The 19,878-nt window shown below is 65.1% G+C and carries 19 protein-coding genes; all 19 read left to right on the top strand.

Annotated elements, in window-relative coordinates; all coding sequences use genetic code 11:
- Window positions 1-284 precede the first annotated feature (284 nt).
- The 19 genes from flgB to fliF all read left to right on the top strand — a co-directional run bounded on the left by flgB (window position 285) and on the right by fliF (window position 19,729).
- Entirely contained in the window at window positions 285-683 is a 399-nt protein-coding gene (flgB, locus tag EPB08_RS12185) for a flagellar basal body rod protein FlgB (protein ID WP_130619392.1), read from the top strand.
- Entirely contained in the window at window positions 683-1,111 is a 429-nt protein-coding gene (gene flgC / locus EPB08_RS12180) for a flagellar basal body rod protein FlgC (RefSeq protein ID WP_130619391.1), read from the top strand. Before flgB ends, flgC begins: the two co-directional genes overlap by 1 nt.
- 17 nt (window positions 1,112-1,128) lie before the next feature.
- On the top strand, window positions 1,129-1,803 hold the full coding sequence (locus tag EPB08_RS12175; RefSeq protein WP_130619390.1) for a flagellar hook assembly protein FlgD: 675 nt from the start codon (window positions 1,129-1,131) through the stop codon (window positions 1,801-1,803).
- 32 nt (window positions 1,804-1,835) lie between these two features.
- On the top strand, window positions 1,836-3,053 hold the full coding sequence (flgE, locus tag EPB08_RS12170) for a flagellar hook protein FlgE (protein ID WP_130619389.1): 1,218 nt from the start codon (window positions 1,836-1,838) through the stop codon (window positions 3,051-3,053).
- A 6-nt stretch (window positions 3,054-3,059) separates the two neighbouring features.
- Window positions 3,060-3,800 (top strand): flagellar basal-body rod protein FlgF, encoded by a 741-nt coding sequence (gene flgF, locus EPB08_RS12165; RefSeq protein ID WP_130619388.1) that lies wholly within the window; start codon window positions 3,060-3,062, stop codon window positions 3,798-3,800.
- A gap of 23 nt (window positions 3,801-3,823) precedes the next feature.
- Window positions 3,824-4,609, top strand: a complete 786-nt coding sequence (gene flgG, locus EPB08_RS12160; RefSeq protein ID WP_130619387.1) for a flagellar basal-body rod protein FlgG — start codon at window positions 3,824-3,826, stop codon at window positions 4,607-4,609.
- An 8-nt stretch (window positions 4,610-4,617) separates the two neighbouring features.
- Window positions 4,618-5,301 carry a flagellar basal body L-ring protein FlgH gene (flgH, locus tag EPB08_RS12155; RefSeq protein WP_130619386.1) on the top strand — a complete coding sequence of 228 codons (684 nt, stop codon included), beginning with the start codon at window positions 4,618-4,620 and terminating at the stop codon, window positions 5,299-5,301.
- On the top strand, window positions 5,301-6,467 hold the full coding sequence (locus EPB08_RS12150; protein WP_130619385.1) for a flagellar basal body P-ring protein FlgI: 1,167 nt from the start codon (window positions 5,301-5,303) through the stop codon (window positions 6,465-6,467). Before flgH ends, EPB08_RS12150 begins: the two co-directional genes overlap by 1 nt.
- A gap of 262 nt (window positions 6,468-6,729) precedes the next feature.
- The gene (flgJ, locus tag EPB08_RS12145; RefSeq protein ID WP_324615261.1) at window positions 6,730-7,662 is read left to right on the top strand and encodes a flagellar assembly peptidoglycan hydrolase FlgJ; all 933 of its coding nucleotides are present in this window, start codon (window positions 6,730-6,732) and stop codon (window positions 7,660-7,662) included.
- Window positions 7,663-7,680: 18 nt separating this feature from the next.
- Window positions 7,681-9,555, top strand: a complete 1,875-nt coding sequence (flgK, locus tag EPB08_RS12140) for a flagellar hook-associated protein FlgK (protein ID WP_130619384.1) — start codon at window positions 7,681-7,683, stop codon at window positions 9,553-9,555.
- A 6-nt stretch (window positions 9,556-9,561) separates the two neighbouring features.
- Entirely contained in the window at window positions 9,562-10,788 is a 1,227-nt protein-coding gene (gene flgL, locus EPB08_RS12135; protein WP_130619383.1) for a flagellar hook-associated protein FlgL, read from the top strand.
- Between the two features lie 264 nt (window positions 10,789-11,052).
- Window positions 11,053-12,543, top strand: a complete 1,491-nt coding sequence (locus EPB08_RS12130; protein ID WP_130619382.1) for a flagellin N-terminal helical domain-containing protein — start codon at window positions 11,053-11,055, stop codon at window positions 12,541-12,543.
- A gap of 190 nt (window positions 12,544-12,733) precedes the next feature.
- The gene (gene fliD / locus EPB08_RS12125; RefSeq protein WP_130619381.1) at window positions 12,734-14,278 is read left to right on the top strand and encodes a flagellar filament capping protein FliD; all 1,545 of its coding nucleotides are present in this window, start codon (window positions 12,734-12,736) and stop codon (window positions 14,276-14,278) included.
- 16 nt (window positions 14,279-14,294) lie between these two features.
- Window positions 14,295-14,723 carry a flagellar export chaperone FliS gene (gene fliS / locus EPB08_RS12120; protein ID WP_130619380.1) on the top strand — a complete coding sequence of 143 codons (429 nt, stop codon included), beginning with the start codon at window positions 14,295-14,297 and terminating at the stop codon, window positions 14,721-14,723.
- Window positions 14,724-14,737: 14 nt separating this feature from the next.
- Window positions 14,738-15,019 carry a flagellar protein FliT gene (locus tag EPB08_RS12115; protein WP_165418497.1) on the top strand — a complete coding sequence of 94 codons (282 nt, stop codon included), beginning with the start codon at window positions 14,738-14,740 and terminating at the stop codon, window positions 15,017-15,019.
- Window positions 15,020-15,114: 95 nt separating this feature from the next.
- The gene (locus EPB08_RS12110; protein WP_130619378.1) at window positions 15,115-15,672 is read left to right on the top strand and encodes a PilZ domain-containing protein; all 558 of its coding nucleotides are present in this window, start codon (window positions 15,115-15,117) and stop codon (window positions 15,670-15,672) included.
- Between the two features lie 365 nt (window positions 15,673-16,037).
- Entirely contained in the window at window positions 16,038-17,462 is a 1,425-nt protein-coding gene (locus tag EPB08_RS12105) for a sigma-54 dependent transcriptional regulator (protein ID WP_130619377.1), read from the top strand.
- Window positions 17,463-17,651: 189 nt separating this feature from the next.
- A complete protein-coding gene (fliE, locus tag EPB08_RS12100; RefSeq protein ID WP_130619376.1) occupies window positions 17,652-17,975 on the top strand; it encodes a flagellar hook-basal body complex protein FliE in 324 nt (107 codons plus the stop codon).
- A 47-nt stretch (window positions 17,976-18,022) separates the two neighbouring features.
- A complete protein-coding gene (fliF, locus tag EPB08_RS12095; RefSeq protein ID WP_130619375.1) occupies window positions 18,023-19,729 on the top strand; it encodes a flagellar basal-body MS-ring/collar protein FliF in 1,707 nt (568 codons plus the stop codon).
- The last annotated feature ends 149 nt before the right edge of the window (window positions 19,730-19,878 follow it).

Below are 19,878 nucleotides of genomic sequence, written 5' to 3'. Positions count from 1 at the left end.
GACTACCGAAAGCCAAACACCGCTCTTACAAGAACAATAGGCGTGATGACTGAGGCGAAAGGCCTCGCGCACAGGGTGCGCTCCTACAAAAGCGAAGCAGGGCGGTGGCGACGGGAAGCCGTTGCCACCCGCGTCGGATTTCCGTCGGCATCCCGCGAACACGACGCCAAACACCCGCCTCTATCCCCGCAAACCCAGCAACGGCGCGGCCTCCGCGCCCATCCCAACCCCGTGGCACGCAATTTGCTCAAACCCTCCCGCGGCCCTCGCCGCCGGAGTGAGCGATGAGTTCGATCAACGACAATCTGTTCGGTTTGCATACGCAGGCGCTCGACCTTTGGCAGCGTCGCAGCGAAGTGCTGGCCAGCAATCTCGCGAATGCGGACACGCCTGGCTATCTCGCGCGCGACGTCGACTTCAAGAAGGCGATGGCGAGCGCCAGCGGGCAGAGCGAGGGGTTGGCGATGACCATCACCCAGCCGGGGCAGATCAATCCGCAGGCACAGGCGGCAACGCAGCTCGCGTATCGCGTGCCTACGCAGCCGACCATGGACGGCAACACCGTCGATGCGCAGGCCGAGCAGGCCAACTTCGCCGCTAATGGCGTGCATTACCAGGCCAGCCTCTCCTTCATCACCGCGCAGATCCACATGCTGCGCACCGCCATCACCGGAGGCCAGTGATGTCGATGTTCAAGATTTTTGATGTTGCAGGTTCCGGCATGGCGGCGCAGTCGCTGCGCCTCAATACGGTGGCCAGCAACCTCGCCAATGCCGACAGCGTGTCGGGTACGGCAGACGGTGCGTATCGCGCGAAGGAGCCGCTGTTCTCGGCCGTGCAGCGCGCGCAGGGCGGCGCCAGCAATGCCGACAGCGACAGCAGCGTCGGCGTGCAGGTGAAGGGTGTCACCGAGAGCCAGGCCGATGTGCAGGCGCGCTATGAACCGGGCAACCCCATGGCCGATGGCGACGGTTACGTCTACGGCAGCAACGTCAATCCCATCGACGAACTGGTGAACATGATTTCCGCCTCGCGCTCGTACCAGAACAACGTCGAAGTGATGAATACCACCAAGCAGCTGATGCTCAAGACCCTCGACCTCGGCAAATAAGCCGGGAGGAAATCCACATGTCCACGATTCCCAGCAACAGCACCACGAACACCAGTTCGACGTCCACCACGTCGAACGTCAACTCGGCGCTGTCCAGCACCATGACGCAGGCCGACTTCCTCAAGCTGATGACGGCCCAGCTGCAGGCGCAGGACCCCACCAATCCGGTGGACAACTCGCAGTTCGTGTCGCAGATGGCGCAGTTCAGCCAGCTGTCGACCACGCAGCAGCTCGATACGGACCTGCAGTCGCTGAGCAGCAATATCAGTTCGGCGATGCAGACCTCGCAGGTGCTGAGCTCGTCCAACCTGGTGGGCCGCCAGGTGATGGTGCCCTCCAGCACGATGAGCTTCGACGGCTCGGACAGCGTGAAGGGTGCGGTGAACGTCACCAACGCCAGCGACGTCACCGTGCAGGTGCTCGACAGCAACGGCAACGTGGTCCGCAACATGCCGCTGGGCGCGCAGAGCGCGGGCCTCGCGCAGTTCACCTGGGACGGCAAGGACGACAGCGGCAACACCGTGGCCCAGGGCACCTACACCGTCCAGGCCGCGGCCGGCTCCACCTCGCTCGATACCTACGTGGCCGGCACGGTCACCGGCGTCGGCTACGGCGGCAGTTCGCTGGGTACGTATCTGCAGGTAGCGGGCGTGGGCGGCGTGTCGCTCAGCCAGGTCGCACAAATTCTTTAAACGCCCACGGCGTTTTTCACGAGGAACCGAACATGGCACTGAATACAGCGCTCAGCGGCATCAATGCGGCCCAGTCCGATCTCAACGTCATCGCCAACAACATCGCCAACGCCAACACCACGGGCTTCAAGGGCTCGCGTGCGGAGTTCGCCGACATCTTCGCGGTGACCGGCCTCAACCTGAACTCCACCGCCACCGGCAGCGGCGTGCGCCTGCAGGAAGTGGCACAGCAGTTCAGCCAGGGTGACATCGCCACCACCAACAACAGCCTGGATCTTGCCATCAGCGGCAACGGCTTCTTCGTGGTCAACAACGGCAACGGCGCCACCTACACGCGCGCGGGCGATTTCCAGAAGAACCCGAACGGCTACATCACGACGCCTGACGGCTCGCACCTGCAGATGTACCCGCCCAATGGCGCCGGCGGCTTCGACACCAGCACGCTCACCGACTTCAACTGGGTCACCGCGCAGAGCAACGCCACGGCGACCTCGAAGATCACCATGACGTCGAACCTGCCGGCCAGCGCCACGGTGCCGACGAACGCCTTCAGCACCACCGACTCCACCAGCTACAACGCCGCGGCGCCGGTCACCGTGTACGACTCGCAGGGCGGTTCGCACCAGGCCACGATCTACTACGTGAAGACCGCCACCAACACGTGGGACGCCAACCTCTACGTGGACGGCCAGAGCGCCGGCACGCAGTCGCTCACGTTCGACACGACCGGCAAGCTGTCCTCGCCGACCAATGGTTCACTGGCATTCAACCAGGTGACGCTGGGCAACGGCTCCGCGCCGATGACGTTGTCGATGGACGTGACCAACACCACGCAGTACGGCACAGACTATTCCGCCGGCACCATTGCGCAGAACGGTTTCGAGGCGGGCACGCTGTCGAACATCGACATCGATTCCAAGGGCGTCATCACGGCGTACTACTCGAACAACCAGACCACGCAGATCGGTCAGGTCGCGATCGCCAACTTCTCCAACGTGCAGGGTCTGCGCCAGCTCGGCGATACCACGTGGGCGGCCAGCACCGACTCCGGTCCGGCGATCATGGGTACGGCCAGTGTGGGTCAGTTCGGCACCATCCAGTCGGGCGCGCTGGAAAGCTCCAACACGGCCGACACCACCGCGCAGCTGGTCAACATGATCCAGGCGCAGCGTGACTACCAGGCCAACGCCCAGGTGCTGTCCACCGACAACACGCTGGCCTCCGCGCTGTTCAACGCCGTTTCGCGCTGATAAGCCATGGACCGTTCCGTCTACGTCTCGATGACCGGCGCCACGCAGATCATGCGTGCGCAGGAAGCGGTGAGCCACAACCTGGCCAACGCTTCCACGGTCGGCTTCAAGAGCGAGCTCACTGCGTTCCAGAGCGTGCCGGTGCTGGGCCAGGGTTCGCCCTCGCGCTTCAACGCGGTGTCGCAGGGCATCGGCCAGGACACCGCGCAGGGCTCGCAGATCAACACCGGTCGCCCGCTCGATGTCGCGGTGCATGGCCAGGGCTGGATCGCGGTGCAGGCGCCCGACGGAACGGAAGCGTATACGCGCGCGGGCGACCTGCAGCTCACCGCCGATGGCGGGCTGGTCGATTCGCGCGGCAATCCGGTGATGGGTGGTTCCGGCCCCATCACCATTCCGCCGGCGGCTGAAATCAGCGTCGGCAACGACGGCACGATTTCCTCGGTGCCACTGGGACAAGGGCCGAACTCGGTCACCACGCTGGACCGCATCAAGCTGGTGAATCCCGATTCGACGCAGCTGGTGCAGGGGGGCGATGGCCTGATGCATATGGCGGGCGGCGGTACCGCCGACGCCGATCCCACGGTGACGGTGGCATCGGGCGTGCTGGAAGGCAGCAACGTCAATCCGTCCGCCGAGCTGGTGAAGATGATCGCGCTCTCGCGCCAGTACGACATGCAGGTGAAGTCCATCAAGGCCTCCGAGGACAACGCCGATTCCGCCACCAAGCTGCTGCAGTCCAACTGAGCCACGGCTTTCAGGAGTAACCGATGTTTTCGTCCTTGTGGATCGCCAAGACCGGCCTCGATGCGCAGCAGACGCGCATGGACGTCATCTCCAACAACCTGGCCAACGCCAACACCACCGCGTTCAAGAGTTCGCGTGCGGCGTTCCAGGACCTGATGTACCAGAACAAGGGCCAGCCGGGCGGCCAGACCACCGAGCAGACGCTGTCGCCGTCGGGCCTGATGCTGGGCACCGGCGTGCGCGTGGTGGGCAACGAGAAGCTGTTCACCGAAGGCAACATCACGCAGACCGGCAACTCGCTCGACGTGGCGATCCAGGGTCGCGGCTTCCTGCAGGTGAGCATGCCCGATGGCAGCGTGGCCTATACGCGCGATGGTTCGCTGCACACCGACGCGAACGGCCAGCTGGTGACGTCCGACGGTTATCCGCTGGAGCCGGCGATCACCGTGCCGCCGAACGTGCAGTCGATGACCATCGGCAGCGACGGCACCATATCGGCCACCACCACGGCATCCGCCACGCCGCAGACGCTGGGCACGCTGCAGCTCGCCGACTTCATCAATCCCGCCGGCCTGCAGCCGATGGGCCAGAACATGTACCTCGAGACCGCCTCGAGCGGCGCGCCCCAGACCGGGCAGCCCGCGCTCAACGGCATGGGTTCGCTGCTGCAGGGCTCGCTGGAGTCCTCCAACGTCAACGTGGTGGCCGAGATGGTCAACATGATCGAGACGCAGCGCACCTACGAAATGAATTCCAAGGCCATCAGCAGCACCGATCAGATGCTGCAGGACCTGACCGACAAGATGTGAGCACGACCATGCCGTCCTTCCGCCCCCTCTCCCGAATGGCTCTTGCACTGGCGTACGCGGCGCTGGCGGGCTGCGCCATGCAGCCGCCGCACGACGACCACCAGTGGGCAGCCACGATGCCTGCCGAACAGACGGCGCCGCCGCCGACCGACGGCTCCATCTACCACGCCGAGCAGGGCATGGAGTTGTTCAACGATGCGCGCGCGCATCGCGTGGGCGACATCCTCACCATCTCGCTGGTGGAGAGCACGCAGGCATCGAAGAAGGCCAGTACCAGCACCAGCAAGAAGGACGCGAGCACCATCAGCTCGCCCACCATCCTGGGCCATGCGCTCAAGGTGGGCGGAAAGACGGCGGATTCGTCGCTCAATGCCAATCGTGCCTTCGACGGCGCCGGCGACAGCAGCCAGAGCAACCAGCTGACCGGATCGATCACGGTCACCGTGGCGCAGCGTCTTTCCAACGGCAACCTGCTGGTGCGGGGCGAGAAGATGCTCACCATCAATCAGGGTCAGGAGCTGATTCGCATTTCCGGCATCGTGCGCCCGCAGGACATCCTGCAGGACAACAGCGTGCCGTCGACGCGCGTGGCCGACGCGCAGATCGCCTATACGGGCAAGGGTTCGCTGGCCGATGCGAATACGCAGGGCTGGTTGTCGCGGTTCTTCAGCTCCAAGTGGATGCCCTACTGATGAACGGTCTCTACTTCGATCGCTACACATTGGCGCGCGCACGCGAGCGCGCGTTGTCGGTGCTGCGCGGCGTGGCCATCGTGCTGTGCGCCAGCTTCTCGGTGAACCAGCCGGTGCACGCGGACAAGATTCGCGACCTCGCGCAGGTCGGCGGCGTACGAACCAACCAGCTCATCGGCTACGGCCTGGTCGTGGGCCTCGACGGCAGCGGTGACCAGACCACGCAGGCGCCGTTCACCACGCAGAGCCTGGAGAACATGCTGGTTCAGTTCGGCATCACGGTGCCGGCCAACGTGCGCCCGCAGCTGAAGAACGCGGCGGCGGTGACGATCACCGCGCAGCTTCCGCCGTTCGCCAAGCCGGGCCAGACCATCGACATCACCGTGGCCTCCATCGGCAACGCCAAGAGCATTCGTGGCGGTGAGTTGCTGATGACGCCGCTCCGCGGCGCGGACGGCAACGTCTACGCGATGGCGCAGGGCAGCGTGGTGGTCGGCGGTGTCAGCGCGCAGGGCAAGAGCGGTTCCAGCGTGCAGGTGAACATTTCCGCCAGCGGTCGCGTTCCCAATGGCGCGACGGTGGAGCGCAGCGTCGCCTCGTCGTTTGCCAACAGCAACGGCGACCTCATGCTCAATCTCAATACGCCGGACTTCACCACGGCCACGCGCATCGCCGAGGCGGTGAACCGCACTTATGGCGCGGGCACAGCGAATGCGGTGGATGGCGGTTCGGTGGCCGTGCGCGGCCCGGCGGACGCCGCCCAGCGCGTGGCATGGTTGGGTGCCATCCAGGCCTTGGACGTGAATCCGGGTGATGCACCGGCGCGCGTGGTGGTGAATTCGCGTACCGGCACCGTGGTGATCGGTTCGGAAGTGCGCGTGACGCCGGCCGCGGTGGCGCACGGCGCGATCCAGGTGACCATCAGCGAGCAGCCGACCGTCAGCCAGCCGGAAGCGTTCAGTCGTGGCCAGACCACGGTGGTGCAGAACAGCAACGTGCAGGTAAGCGAGGACGGCGGCCACATGTTCAAGTTCGGCCCCGGCACCAATCTAGACACCATCGTGCGCGCGGTGAACCAGGTCGGTGCCTCGCCCAGCGATCTCATCTCCATCCTGCAGGCGCTCAAGCAGGCCGGCGCGCTCCATGCGGAGCTGGTGGTGATCTGATGGCGCTAGAGCCTGTTCATGGTCTCTCCGTGGCCCGCGCCGGGAGCTGTTTGCGCGCGGGCCAAGGAAGAGCGAGGGCGTGTATGTCGATACACAACCGAGCGATGACGCCGGACTGCGGGCAAACAGACCCGGCCCGAAGGGTTGACTCCATGCGCCCGCCAGGAAGCGGCGCGCGGCTTGACCTGACGGCCAGTCAGGCGCGGCGCCACGCTCCACTCCCTGGCGGGCGCATGGAGTCAACGCGGGCCACGGAGAGACCATGAACATGCTCCCAGGCGACGCGACCAAGAGCCTCAATACCTGGACCGATCTGTCCGGGTTCGGGGCTTTGCGCCAGTCGGCACAGTCGGATGCGAAGTCCGCGCTGCCGGCCGTTGCCAAGCAGTTCGAATCCATCTTCACGCAGATGATGCTGAAGTCGATGCGCGACGCGAGTCCGGGCGATGGCCTGGGCGACAGCGAGTCGGGTAATGCCTGGCGCGACATGTTCGACCAGCAGCTGTCGGTGAACCTGTCGCAGGGCAACGGCCTGGGTATTGCGCAGATGCTGATGCGCCAGTTGGGTGGCGCGTCGTCTTCGAGCACGGGCGACGCCGCGAAGAGTGACGATTGGCAGCAGCGACTGAGTTCGGTCGCCAATGCCGCCAAGTCCGCTGGCTCCGAGGTGGTGAAGTTGCTGCCGCAGGATGCCCAGGAATTCGTGAAGCAGCTGGCGCCCTATGCCCAGGAGGCGGCCGAGAAACTCGGCGTGTCGGTGCGCGCCGTGCTGGCCCAGGCGGCGCTGGAAACGCAGTGGGGCAAGCACATGCCGTCCCGCTCCAACGGGAATACCAGCAACAACCTGTTCGGCATGAAGGCCGGCAGCAGCTGGGATGGCGAGAAAGTGAGCGTGCCCACGCTGGAGTTCGAGGATGGCGTAGCCGTGCACCGCCGCGCGCAGTTCCGTTCGTACAACAACCCGGGCGAGTCGTTCAACGACTATGCCCAGCTGATCGCCGACAACCCGCGCTACGCCAAGGCACTGAACCACGGCGAGGATGTGGTGGGTTTTGCGCGCGGTCTGGTCAGCGGCGGCTACGCCACCGACCCCTCCTATGCGCAAAAAATCGTGGCCATCGCCAACAGCCCCGCCATGAAAGAAGCACTGGCCGCGCTAAAGAATGTCAGCGCTGGGCCGAACTCCTCCGAATAAGCCGTCAGGGAACGATCCATGTCCAACCTTCTCAGTATCGGTGCCTCGGGGCTGAACGCCGCCCAGGTGGCGCTGACCACGGTCGGCAACAACATCAGCAACGTCAACACCACCGGTTACAGCCGGCAGAGCGTGGTGCAGAACGAAAGCATCTCGCCGGGCGGCGGGCGTTACACCATTGGCAGCGGTGTCGACGTGCAGTCGGTGCAGCGCGCCTACAGCGACTTCCTCACCAGCGCGCTGTGGACCAGCAATTCCAGCCTGCAGCGCGCAACGACGTACAACAACCTGACCACCACGCTCAACAGCATGCTCAGCGCCAGCGGCAACCTGCAGAGCTCGCTGGACAGCTTCTACGGCGCCTTCGATACCGTCGCCAACACGCCGGGCGTGGCTTCAAGCCGCCAGTCGCTGCTTGGCAGTGCCAGCTCCATGGTCACCACGTTCAACACCCTGGCCCAGCAGTTCACGGCGCAGCAGGGCCAGGTGAACAGCCAGATCAGCACCACGGTCGACGGCATCAACAGCGTGTCGAGCAGCATCGCCGACCTCAACGCGAAGATCCGCCAGGCCGGCAACAACGTACCGAACGACCTGCTGGACCAGCGCGACACCATGATCCAGACGCTGTCGGGCTACATGGGTGTATCCACCTATGCCCAGTCGGACGGCACCATCAGCGTGTATGCCTCCAGCGGGCAGGCGCTGGTGAGCGGCGACAAGTCGTTCGCGCTTTCGACGGGCAAGGATGCGTACGACGCCTCGCGCACCGCCGTGCTCGACACCACCGGTACCGACATCACCACCAAGATCAGCGGTGGCACGCTCGGCGCGCTGCTCGATTACCGCAGCAACGTGCTGGACAGCGTGCAGAACCAGCTCGGCCAGGCGGCCGTGGCACTCGCCACCAGCGTCAACACGCAGCAGGCCAAGGGCCTGGACCTCAATGGCAACCAGGGCGGAGCGATGTTCAGCGTGCCCTCGCCGGCGGTGATGGGCAATACCAACAACAAGGGCAGTGCCAGCGTTTCGGCCAGCATCACCGACGTCTCGCAACTCACCACCTCCGACTACGTGCTCAGCTACGACGGGAACAACTGGAACCTCGCCACCACGGCGGGCCAGAGCGTGGCGATGACGAGCAATCCGGATGGCACGTATTCCGCGGACGGCATGACCTTCAGCCTGTCCGGCAGTGCCCAGACGGGTGACAGCTTCAAGATCCAGCCCACGCGTGCAGCAGCCAGTGGCCTCGCACTGACGATGACCGATCCCAACGGCATCGCCGCGGCTGCGGCCCTCACGTCCACGGCCGCCAGTGCCAACACCGGCACCGGCAGCATCGGCGCGGTAACCGTGGATGATCCGACCAACGCGGCGCTGCTCAGCAACGCCACGCTGAGTTTCCCCACGGCCGGCAGCTATCAGGTCACCGACAGCGGCGGCAATGTGCTTGGAAGCGGCAGCTACACGCCTGGACAGACCATCAGCGCCAACGGCTGGAGCGTGACGCCTTCCGGCACGCCGGCAGCGAACGACAGCTACACCATCGGCATCAACTCGAACGGCCTCAACGACACCAGCAATGCGCTGGCGATGGCGTCGCTGGCCGACAAGGGGGTGCTCAACGGCGGCAAGCAGTCGGTGATCGACAGCTACGGCACGCTGACCACCAACATCGGCACCGTGGGCAGCCAGGCGCAGACCAACCTCACCACGCAGACCAGCCTCTACAACCAGGCGATGTCCGCGCAGCAGAGCGTCTCTGGCGTGAACCTCGACGAAGAGGCCGCCAGCCTGGTGCGTTACCAACAGGCCTATCAGGCCTCGGCGCAGGTGATTTCCACCTCGCAGACCATCTTCAGCAGCCTGATTTCCGCGATCAACGGATAAACCGCCATGCGCCTTTCCACGAGCTGGATGTACCAGCAGTCCGTCACCACGATGCTCAGCCAGCAGAGCTCGCTGGCGGCGACGCAGAACGAAGTCACCACCGGCGTGCGCATCAACGTGGCGTCCGATGATCCGGCAGGCGCCGGCCAGGTGGTCAGCCTGAGTCACGTCATCGCGGCGAACACGCAGTACTCGAGCAATATCGACAGCGCGAACACGCGCCTCAACACCGAGGCGAGCACGCTCACGTCGGTGAACAGCGTGCTGGACAGCGCGCGCACGCTCGGCCTGCAGGCGATCAACGGCACCCTGGGTGATTCCGATCGCAAGAGCATTGCCAGCCAGCTCAGCCAGATTCGCGACCAGCTCGTGCAGCTGGCCAACACCACCGACAGCAACGGCAATGCCTTGTTTGCCGGCACCAGCACCACGCGTGCGCCGTTCCAGGTGGGCACGAACGGCACGGTGAGCTATGTGGGCAACGACGATTCGCAGCACGCATCCGTGGGTTCGGGCCTGCAAGTGGTGACGGGTGACGCGGGCTCCGGCCTGTTCATGAATATCCCGGCCGGCAATGGCTCGTTCACGGCCAGCGCCAGCAATGCCAATACCGGCACGCTGGTGGTGGGCGCCAACAGCGTCACCGACCTCAGTGCGTGGAACAGCACCAAGGCCGGCAGTGGCGGCGGCTACACCATTTCCTTCGATGCCAGCGGCAACTGGACGGCGGCCGATGCCAACGGTAATCCGGTGCTCGACAGCAGCGGCAACCAGGTCGGCGGCACCTATCAGGACGGCGGCTCGATCAGCTTCAACGGCATGAACATCGCGATGAGCGGCACGCCGGCGGCGGGCGATACCGTGTCGGTGTCGACGGGTGGCCAGCAGGATGTGTTCACCACGCTGAGCAACATGATCTCGGCGCTGCAGGGCGGCACCAGCGACACGCAGCTCGCCAACCAGATGAGTCGCCAGATCGAGTCGATCGACCAGGCGCAGTCGACACTCAGCGCGACGCAGGTGTCCATCGGCGGACGGCTCAATACGCTGACGCAGCAGCAGGGTGCCTATCAGGATCTCAATGTCACCTATCAGTCGGCCCTGACCGACGTGGCGGGTGCCGACCAGTACACGGCAATCAGCAATCTGTCGTTGCAGTCGGCCGCACTGCAGGCCTCGCAGCAGGTATTTGCGCAGGTGAAATCGATGAGCCTGTTCAACTACCTCAAGTAAGCGATGTCGTGGATGGCCACGCGTGCGTGGCCATTTGCATGTCGCAACGATCAACAGCAACACGCGGGAGGCAAGGCGTAGCGGAAAAGCACGGTCAATTGGCAGCACAGGGTGAGCCCCGTCACGAAACGGGGAAATCGGCTCAAGTAATTGGAAATGACGCCGAAAAGCTCACTGAGGCGGATGGCACTCCACTAACGGGCCGTGACCGCCGGCAAGAACAAAGCCAATCAGACCGGCCACCGGTTTACGCAGGAGAAATCCATGTCTCTCGTTATCAATACCAACGTCTCGTCGCTGAACGCGCAGAACAACCTGACCAAGTCGCAGAGCGCGCTTGCACAGGCCACCCAGCGTCTGTCCTCGGGCCTGAAGATCAACAGCGCCGCCGACAACGCCGCCGGCTTCGCGATCTCGCAGCGCTACACCACGCAGATCGGTGGCCTGAACCAGGCCAGCGCCAACGCCTCGGACGCCATCAACCTGGCGCAGACCGCCGGCTCCGCGCTGGACCAGGTGACCGCCAACCTCCAGGCCGTCCGCGACCTGGCCGTGCAGTCTGCCAACGGCACCTACACCGACGCCGACCGTTCCTCGATCGACCAGGAAGTGCAGCAGCGCCTCGCGGAAATCACCCGCATCGCCAACCAGACCACGTTCAACGGTTCGAACGTGCTCGACGGTTCGATGCAGACCAAGAGCTTTCAGATCGGCGCCAACGTCGGCCAGACCATCAGCGTGAACCTGGGCACCAGCGTGAAGTCCAGCGCCATGGGCCAGATCGCCACCAGCTCGACCGGTGACATCAGTGCGCTGTTTGGCAGCCATACCACCACCACCGGCGGCACCACCACGGCTGGCACGGCTACGTCGAACGGTGTGGCTGCGGCGTTTGCCTCAGGCAGCGTCACGCTGGGTGCGGGCGATCTCAAGATCGGCAGTACCGATCTGCAGGGAACGTATGCAACTACGAGCGACCTGGCAGATGCGATTAATACTGCAGCAGGTGCGACTGTCGCGACTGTCAACGGTACGAGCGGCGAGCTGGATCTCTCCAACGCTAGCGGCACGGCTATTACCTTTAGCGGTAACGACGCCTCGTCCTATGGGCTCTCGACGGTCCCGGCTGCTGCGACGACCGGCGGCACGAGCACCACGACCACCGGCCTGACCCTGGCCGCTGGCGACCTGAACATCGACGGCAAGGACATCACCGGTACCTTCGCCACCGTGCAGGATCTGTCGGACGCGATCAATGCCACCGGCATCACGGGCGTGAGCTCGGCCGTCAGCGGTGACGGCAAGTCGCTGAACCTGTACTCCAGCAGTGACCTGACCATCTACGGTGCCGCGGCCAACTCGGCTTCTACCGCCACCAACGCCCTTAAGTTCACGGGTGCGGCGGCGACCTCCGCGGCGGCCACGGCCATCACCACCTCGGGCAGCCTGCAGGGTGCCGACGTGAAGACGGTGGACGATGCCAACTCGCTGGTGTCCCGCGTCGACGTCGCGCTGAAGACGGTCAGCGACTTCGCTGCCCAGCTGGGTGCGGTGCAGAACCGCTTCCAGTCCACCATCTCCACGGTGGCGGCGCAGACGACCAACCTGCAGGCCTCGCAGTCGACCATCCAGGACGCGGACTTCGCTTCCGAGACGGCCGCCCTGAGCAAGGCCCAGGTGCTGCAGCAGGCCGGTATCTCGGTGCTGGCCCAGGCCAACTCGAACCCGCAGCAGGTGCTGAAGCTGTTGCAGTAACGGACCTGAGGCCTGATCGCGACTCTCCCGGGTCGCGATCACCTCGGCCGGAAATACCGTCGGGCGGATCGGTTTCGATCCGCCCGATGTCACGGGAGCCGCCGGCAAAGCCCTTGCGTGCGAGGGTTTTGCCGGGGGCTCGACCACCCCGCCGGAAGGCGGGCACATCGGGATCTGACAAGGCAGTGCGATGACCACGACCAGTGCCACCAGCAGTAGCAGCCTGAGCTCCTTGCTCAACTCGCTTACCTCGAACACCAGTACGGGCAGCAGTTCGTCGACCAGCGGCAGCAGCACCTCCAGCTCCAGCACGGGCTCGACCAGTTCGAGCAGTTCGGGCAGTTCCAGCAGCTCGAGCAGTAGCTCCAGCGGTGGCACGCTCAGCGCCGCCGGCATCGGCTCGGGCCTGGACGTCAATTCGATCGTCACCGCGCTGGTGAACGCACGCAAGGCGGCCTCGCAGCAGCAGATCGATACGCGCACCACGCAGACCAACAGCCTGTTGACCGGCCTGTCGTCGCTGAACTCCGCGCTCGGCGGCATCCAGAGCGCGCTGTCCACGCTCACCTCGATCAACACGTTCAGCAGCTACACCTCGACGCTGACGCCCAGCGGCAGCAGCTCCAGCATCGGCACGGCCACGACCATGTCGAGCGCGCATCCCGGCAGCTACACCATTGCGGTGAGCCAGCTGGCGACTGCGCAGAAGCGCGCCAGCGACCCGGTGGCCTCCGGCACTGCCGTGGGGCAGGGCACGCTGAACATCACGGTGGGCACCAACACCATGAACGTGGCGGTGTCGGCCACGAACTCGCTGTCGGATATCGCGAACGCGATCAACAGCTCCTCGTCCAACCCGGGCGTGACGGCGACCATCGTCAACGGCGTGAACGGACAGCAGCTGATGCTGAGTTCGAGCAAGACCGGTGTGGCCAATGCATTTACCGTGAGCGCGAACGCGACCAGCAGCGACGGGCTGCAGGCGCTGGCCACCAAGCTCAACACCGTCGGCAGCAACGAGGCGCAGGACGCCAAGCTCACCATCGACGGCATCGACGTCACCAGTGCATCGAACTCGGTATCGGGCAAGATGGATGGCGTCACCATCAATCTCACCGGCACCGGCACGAATACGCTGACGGTCGCGCAGGACAATACGGCGGCGACCAATGCCATCCAGGGTCTGGTTGACGCCTACAACAGCTACGTAACCACCGTTTCCTCGCTGTCCAGCTACGACACGAGCACGGGTGCGGCGGGCGTGTTGCTGGGCGATACCACGCTCACTTCGGTGCAGCGCGGCATCGCCTCCGTGCTTAGCGGCGCAGTGAAGGGCAATAGCATCGGCACGCTTGCCAACCTGGGCATCACCCGCAATGCCGATGGCACGCTGGCCCTGGATACCGACAAGCTCTCGTCTGCGTTCCAGTCGAACCCGTCGGCGGTGAAGGATCTGTTCACCGGCGCCAACGGCTATGCCACTCAGCTCAACACCACGATCAACGCCTACACGCAAGCGGGCGGCATCATCCCGACGCGGATGGACAGCCTCAACAGCACGCTGACCCAGCTCGGCCAGCAGCAGACGTCGTTGAATGCGCGCATGGCGACCTACCAGACGCAGTTGCAGCAGCAGTACACCGCGCTGGACACGCTGATGTCCTCCCTCAACAACACCAGCAGTTACCTGACCACGGCCCTCGAGCAGCTCAGCAACTCGAACTCGAAGAACTGAACGGGAAAGTGACACCATGACCTACGGCTATGCGCGCAACGCCAGCGCGATCTACCAGGACAACAGCGCCCGCGGCAGCGTCGAAGGCGCGGACCGCCACCAGCTGACGAGCATGCTGTTCGACGGCGCGATCGATCGCATCAACCAGGCACGCGGCGCCATGCGTCGCGGCGACGTGCCGGCCAAGGGTACGCACTTCGGCAAGGCACAGGCCATCATCGGCGAACTGCGTGGCAGCCTCGACCACAAGTCGGGTGCCGAACTGGCCGGCCGGCTGGATGCGCTCTACGACTATGCGAGCCGCCGCCTGCTGCACGCCCAGCTCAACGATGACGAGCGCGCCATCGATGAGGTGGTGAACCTGCTCACGCCGGTGCGCGAAGCCTGGCAGCAGATCCGCAGCACCTACCTGGCGTCCCAGGGCGCCTCGACCGCCGCGGCCTGAGCATGAGCGGCCCGATGAACGACGAGCTGCTGGCGATCAGCGCGCGCATGGTCGATGCGGCGCGCGCTGGCGACTGGGAGGCCGTCACGCGCTGCGAGGCAGAGCGCAGCCCGCTGATCTCCGCGCTCTCCCTGGCGGAACCGGGCGTTCTTGCGACTTTCAGGGCACTGCTGGTCCACACCGAAGAGGTTCGCGCGCTCGCCAGGCAGCAACGCGAGCACCTGGGCGAGGCGCTGGGTCAGCATCAGCAGCGTCATCGTGCGCTCAGTGCCTATCTCCAGGCGGCGATCGACTGACGCGCCTGTCTGTTCGGCACTGAGACGACTACGCGCATAATCCCTACGTATCCCGGCGGCCCAGCGAGCCCCGTTCAGAAGCATCGAGGGATCCCATGCAAGACCCATCCTGGCAGGCCTTTTCCGAACGCGTCGCCTATGAGGACGGCCTCCATGCCAGCTGCATCGCGCTGGCTCAGCCGCTGGGCGATCTCCAGCTCTCGGCCATGCGCGAACGCAATCTCAGCGTGCTGAATACGCTGGCGGTCTTCAGCGAGCGGCGCTCCGATGCTCCGGATGACGAAAGTCCGATGGCCCAGGACCTGCTGCGCCTGGACAGCAAGCTCAACCTGATGATGGCGATGCTGGACCAGCTGCTGCGTCGGGACATGGAATTGCCTCCCCGCCAGACCGTGTCGTTCAACGCCGTGGGGGCCTTGCTGCCGCAGTCGATGTGGCCGGCCGGTCAGGTGAGCGGACTGCTACGCCTGCACTTCGACGGGTGTCTTGCCCTGCCGTTGGAGCTGCCGGCACGCCTCATGCAAGAGCGTGATGGCGATCACATTTTCGTCGCCTTTGAATCGGTCGACGAAGTGACGTGTGACGCACTTGAGCGCCTCGTGTTCCGTCACCACCGACGCAAAGTGGCAGGTCGTCGGCTGACAGCGTCTTAGGACTGTGCCGACACCCGGTTCCGCTATGTGACGGACATCACGTTACGAAAAGTCGACACGAAAATTCTTTGACGCCGATCTCAGGCGGGTGCCGCACAGTGTCACTTTCTTGCGGCCCGATTTGGAACGATTTAATCCAATGGATTCAGGCATATGCCGCATACCCGTGCGACATGCGTGAGCGCACGTTCGCAAGGGTGACGCATACCGGCAGATATCCCTGACGGTGAGTGTCGAAATTTCGTTACGTGCTGGCCTTCTTCTTGCTCCCTCTGACTCAAACATCGACGACGGATCGTCGACACACGAGCAGCGCAGTCCGGGTTCAGGGGTCCACGATGAAGCAGCACGCACGAGAGTCAGGCATGGGTAAGTTCGACGTACTGGTGATCGAATCCGATCACCGCAGGGCGGAGTCAGTCGTTTCGGCGCTGGAGTTCCTGGGTTATCGGCCGCAGCGCGGCGATGAATGCGGGACGGTGGACGAGTCGACCCATGCATGGCGTTCGGTCTACGTGGGCACGGTGAAGGACGATGCCGAGGCGGAGCGCCAGTTCGCCCAGCTCGGCGCCGCCGCGGCGCACGCGATGGTGCTGCTGGCTGCCGATTCGGAATGGGTGGCGCGGCTGGGTACGGATGCTTCGCCCTTCAGTGCGCGCATCGGCATGGTCGAATTCCCGCTGCGCTACGAACAGTTGTCCGAAGCCCTGCGCGGCCACCAGGCGCCTGCGCCGAGTCGCCGTCCGGAGCTTCGCCTGGTCGGCAGTTCCGGCCCGATGGGGCGCGTGAACGCGCTGGTGCGCCAGGTGGCACCGTTCGATTCCAGCGTGCTGGTGCTCGGCGAGTCAGGTACCGGCAAGGAAATGGTCGCTCGCTCCATCCATGAATGCTCTTCGCGCCGCGACAAGCCGTTCGTGGCCATCAATTGCGGCGCCATTCCGGCGGAACTGCTCGAAAGCGAGCTGTTCGGCCACGAGAAGGGCGCGTTCACCGGCGCCATCTCCACCCGCAAGGGTCGCTTCGAGCTGGCCGAGGGCGGCACGCTGTTCCTCGATGAGATCGGCGACATGAGCCTGCCGATGCAGGTGAAGCTGCTGCGCGTGCTGCAGGAGCGCGTGTTCGAACGCGTGGGCAGCAACCGCACGCAGCGTTGCGACGTTCGCATCATCGCCGCGACGCATCGCAACCTTGAGGCCGCCATTGCCAGCGGCCAGTTCCGCGAAGACCTGTTCTATCGCCTCAGCGTGTTCCCGCTGGAAATGCCGGCGCTGCGCGAGCACCTGGACGACCTGCCGGAGCTGGTGGCCGAGTTCAACCAGCGCCTGTCGCGCCGCGGCCTGGCCAACGTGCGCTTCAGCGCCGGCGCCATGCACGCGCTGCATGGCTACGCCTGGCCGGGCAATGTGCGCGAGCTGTGCAACCTGGTGGAACGCCTGTCGATTCTCTACCCGCACGCCGAAGTGCGCGTGGGCGACCTGCCGGAAAAGTATCGCGGCCAGCAGGTGATCGAGGAAGTGCGCGGTGCCGCGCTGCTGTCGCTGATGACCGGCCAGTCGAGCGTGCTGCCCGAACCGATGACCGTGGTGTCGACCGATTCGCTGGTGATGCTGCCCGAGGGTGGCCTCGACCTGAAGGATCACCTGGCCGACATCGAAGTGGGTCTCATCCGTCAAGCGCTTGACGTTACCGGTGGCGTAGTGGCGCACGCGGCGAAGCTGCTGCGCATGCAGCGCACGACGCTGGTGGAGAAGCTGCGCAAGTACGGCTTGCAGCCGAGCTTGCAGGCCTGAGTTTTCCCCTTGTTTTCAGTGGTTTTGTAGGAGCGCACCCAGTGCGCGAAAAGCCAACGAAGCGGTGACGCCGTAAGTCCGCGGTCGCGCACTGGGTGCGCTCCTACAACGGGGGTTTGCAGGCAAAAACGACGTGGCACGCATCGTGCTTCTACACACCAGAACATCGTCACGCGTTGGAATTCCGACATGAGCCAGATCGACGTCAACAACCTGCTGTCGCAAATGCGCCAGATGTCTTCGCAAGTGAAGCCGACCGAACAGGCGTTCACCGCGGCGAAGCCGGCGCAGACCGATTTCTCGAGCCTGCTGAAGCAGTCCATCTCTTCCGTCGCCGATGCGCAGACCGATGCAGGGCGCATGGCGCTGGGCTTCGAGCGCGGCGATGCCGGCGCCGATCTGGGCCGCACCATGGTGGCCGTCCAGAAGGCCGACCTCTCGTTGAACACGTTGACCCAGGTACGCAACAAGCTGGTCGATGCGTACAACAACATCATGAACATGCCGGTTTGACCGGTTCGTTGACGACGCCCCGCGTCCCCTGAGCACGAGCAGTCTTCATGGCCGATAACGCCCTCGCGACCACCGACGACAAGGCCGGTTCTCGCCTGGACCTCAAGCAGCTTGCACGTACGCCGGCAACACGGCAGCTCCTGCTGTTGTTCGGCGTGGCGGCCGCCGTGGCGCTGGGCGTCGCGGTGGTGCTGTGGTCGCGCGGCCCCAACTACAGCCTGCTTTATGCGGGCCTGGAACAGAAGGATGCAGCGGCCGTCACGCAGGCGCTGCAGGCTTCCAATACGCCGTTCACGCTGAGCGCGGATGGCGGTTCGATCATGGTGCCGGCGTCCGATCTCGCCGCCATTCGCCTGAAGCTCGCGGCGCAGGGGCTGCCCCAGGGCAGCACCACCGCGCCGGTGCCGGGCGCCGATTCGCCGTTCGGCATGAGCGATCTCGCCGAGCGCACGCGTTACCAGCAGATGCTGGAAACCGACCTGGGCAACACCATCGCAGGCTTGCAGTCGGTGCGTGCCGCACGCGTGCACCTCGCACTGCCCAAGCCGTCGGCGTTCATCCGCGACAACCACGAAGCCAGTGCTTCCGTGCTGGTGACGCTGTATCCGGGCCGCCAGCTCGACGCGAGCCAGGTGGCGGCGATCGTGCATCTCGTCGCCTCGAGCGTGCCCAACCTCGATCCCAAGCAGGTATCGGTGGTCGACCAACAGGGCCAGTTGCTCACCACCACCGATCCGGGCAGCGCCAGCGCCATTGGCGACACGCGCCTGCGCCTCGCCACGCGCATCGAGAACACCTATGCGCAGCGCATCGAAGAACTGCTGACGCCGCTGGTCGGCCCCGGCAAGGTGCGCGCACAGGTCTATGCTGACCTGGACTTCAGCGAGACCGAGAAGGCCACCGAAACCTACGGCCACGAACACCCGGCGCTGCGCAGCGAACAGACCAGCAGCGAGTCGCGCACCGGCAGTGCGAACGAAGGCGGCGTTCCTGGCGCGCTCAGCAACCAGCCACCCAACACCGTGGCGCAGCCCACGGCAGCCCAGCCCAATGCCGGCAAGGGCGCGGCAGGCAAGGGCGCCGCGGCGACCCCGGCGCAGGCAGCGGGTCCGAGCGAGAACTCCAGCAACGCCACGCGCAACTACGAACTGGATCGCACCATCAGCCATGTCAGCGATCCGGCGGGCCGCCTGGCGCGCCTCACCGTGGCGGTGGTGGTGGACAACAAGACCGTGGCTGGCGACAAGGGCGGCAGCAAGAGTGTGCCGTTCACGCCGCAGGAGCTGGAGCACCTCACCACGCTGACCCGCAACGCGGTGGGCTTCAACGAAACGCGCGGCGACAACGTCAGCGTGATCAACCAGCCGTTCCATCAGGACGCGAATGGCGACACCTCGCAGCCGCCGATGGCCTTCTGGGAACGCCCGGGCATGCTCGACCTGATCAAGCAGGGCGGCGGCATCCTGGTGGCCTTGCTGGTGGCGTTCGGTCTGCTGCGCCCGCTGCTGCGCGGCCTCACCCGCGGCCCGTCGCCCGGCAAGGAACTCGCGCTGGCACAGGAACAGGTGCCGTCCACCATCTCGGTGCGCATCGACGACAAGGAAGATCTCGACGAACTGGCTCGTCTCAACAACGGCATGGCGCCCACGATGGCCTACGAGCAGCGCATCGGCCTGGCGCGCCGCATGGTGAGCGATAACCCCAAGCAGGTGGCGCAGGTGGTGAAGAGTTGGGTGGGCGAAGATGGCGGCTAAGCAGACACCGCGGTCGCCGGGCCGCCCCATGCTTCGGAAACACAGCGGACAGCCGATATCGCTGGGACAGGCACGCATGGCCGGCGCATCCGCCGCGCCCACGCGCATGCAGCCATTCGGGCGGAAAGAATCATGAAGGCAGAGACTCC

The sequence above is a fragment of the Dyella amyloliquefaciens genome (genome assembly GCF_004296575.1).
Taxonomy (GTDB): Bacteria; Pseudomonadota; Gammaproteobacteria; order Xanthomonadales; family Rhodanobacteraceae; genus Dyella; species Dyella amyloliquefaciens.
Note: the sequence above shows the minus strand (reverse complement) of the source record. Positions and strands in the feature narration are given on the sequence as shown.

Bases quoted from the DNA above. Each gene is read 5' to 3' on its own strand.
- flgG (WP_130619387.1), top strand. From the start codon at position 3,824: ATGTTTTCGTCCTTGTGGATCGCCAAGACCGGCCTCGATGCGCAGCAG.
- EPB08_RS12150 (WP_130619385.1), top strand. From the start codon at position 5,301: ATGAACGGTCTCTACTTCGATCGCTACACATTGGCGCGCGCACGCGAG.
- EPB08_RS12115 (WP_165418497.1), top strand. From the start codon at position 14,738: ATGAACGACGAGCTGCTGGCGATCAGCGCGCGCATGGTCGATGCGGCG.
- fliD (WP_130619381.1), top strand. From the start codon at position 12,734: ATGACCACGACCAGTGCCACCAGCAGTAGCAGCCTGAGCTCCTTGCTC.
- flgE (WP_130619389.1), top strand. From the start codon at position 1,836: ATGGCACTGAATACAGCGCTCAGCGGCATCAATGCGGCCCAGTCCGAT.
- fliE (WP_130619376.1), top strand. From the start codon at position 17,652: ATGAGCCAGATCGACGTCAACAACCTGCTGTCGCAAATGCGCCAGATG.
- flgF (WP_130619388.1), top strand. From the start codon at position 3,060: ATGGACCGTTCCGTCTACGTCTCGATGACCGGCGCCACGCAGATCATG.
- flgK (WP_130619384.1), top strand. From the start codon at position 7,681: ATGTCCAACCTTCTCAGTATCGGTGCCTCGGGGCTGAACGCCGCCCAG.
- flgH (WP_130619386.1), top strand. From the start codon at position 4,618: ATGCCGTCCTTCCGCCCCCTCTCCCGAATGGCTCTTGCACTGGCGTAC.
- EPB08_RS12130 (WP_130619382.1), top strand. From the start codon at position 11,053: ATGTCTCTCGTTATCAATACCAACGTCTCGTCGCTGAACGCGCAGAAC.
- flgJ (WP_324615261.1), top strand. From the start codon at position 6,730: ATGAACATGCTCCCAGGCGACGCGACCAAGAGCCTCAATACCTGGACC.
- flgB (WP_130619392.1), top strand. From the start codon at position 285: ATGAGTTCGATCAACGACAATCTGTTCGGTTTGCATACGCAGGCGCTC.
- EPB08_RS12105 (WP_130619377.1), top strand. From the start codon at position 16,038: ATGGGTAAGTTCGACGTACTGGTGATCGAATCCGATCACCGCAGGGCG.
- fliS (WP_130619380.1), top strand. From the start codon at position 14,295: ATGACCTACGGCTATGCGCGCAACGCCAGCGCGATCTACCAGGACAAC.
- EPB08_RS12175 (WP_130619390.1), top strand. From the start codon at position 1,129: ATGTCCACGATTCCCAGCAACAGCACCACGAACACCAGTTCGACGTCC.
- flgC (WP_130619391.1), top strand. From the start codon at position 683: ATGTCGATGTTCAAGATTTTTGATGTTGCAGGTTCCGGCATGGCGGCG.
- fliF (WP_130619375.1), top strand. From the start codon at position 18,023: ATGGCCGATAACGCCCTCGCGACCACCGACGACAAGGCCGGTTCTCGC.
- flgL (WP_130619383.1), top strand. From the start codon at position 9,562: ATGCGCCTTTCCACGAGCTGGATGTACCAGCAGTCCGTCACCACGATG.
- EPB08_RS12110 (WP_130619378.1), top strand. From the start codon at position 15,115: ATGCAAGACCCATCCTGGCAGGCCTTTTCCGAACGCGTCGCCTATGAG.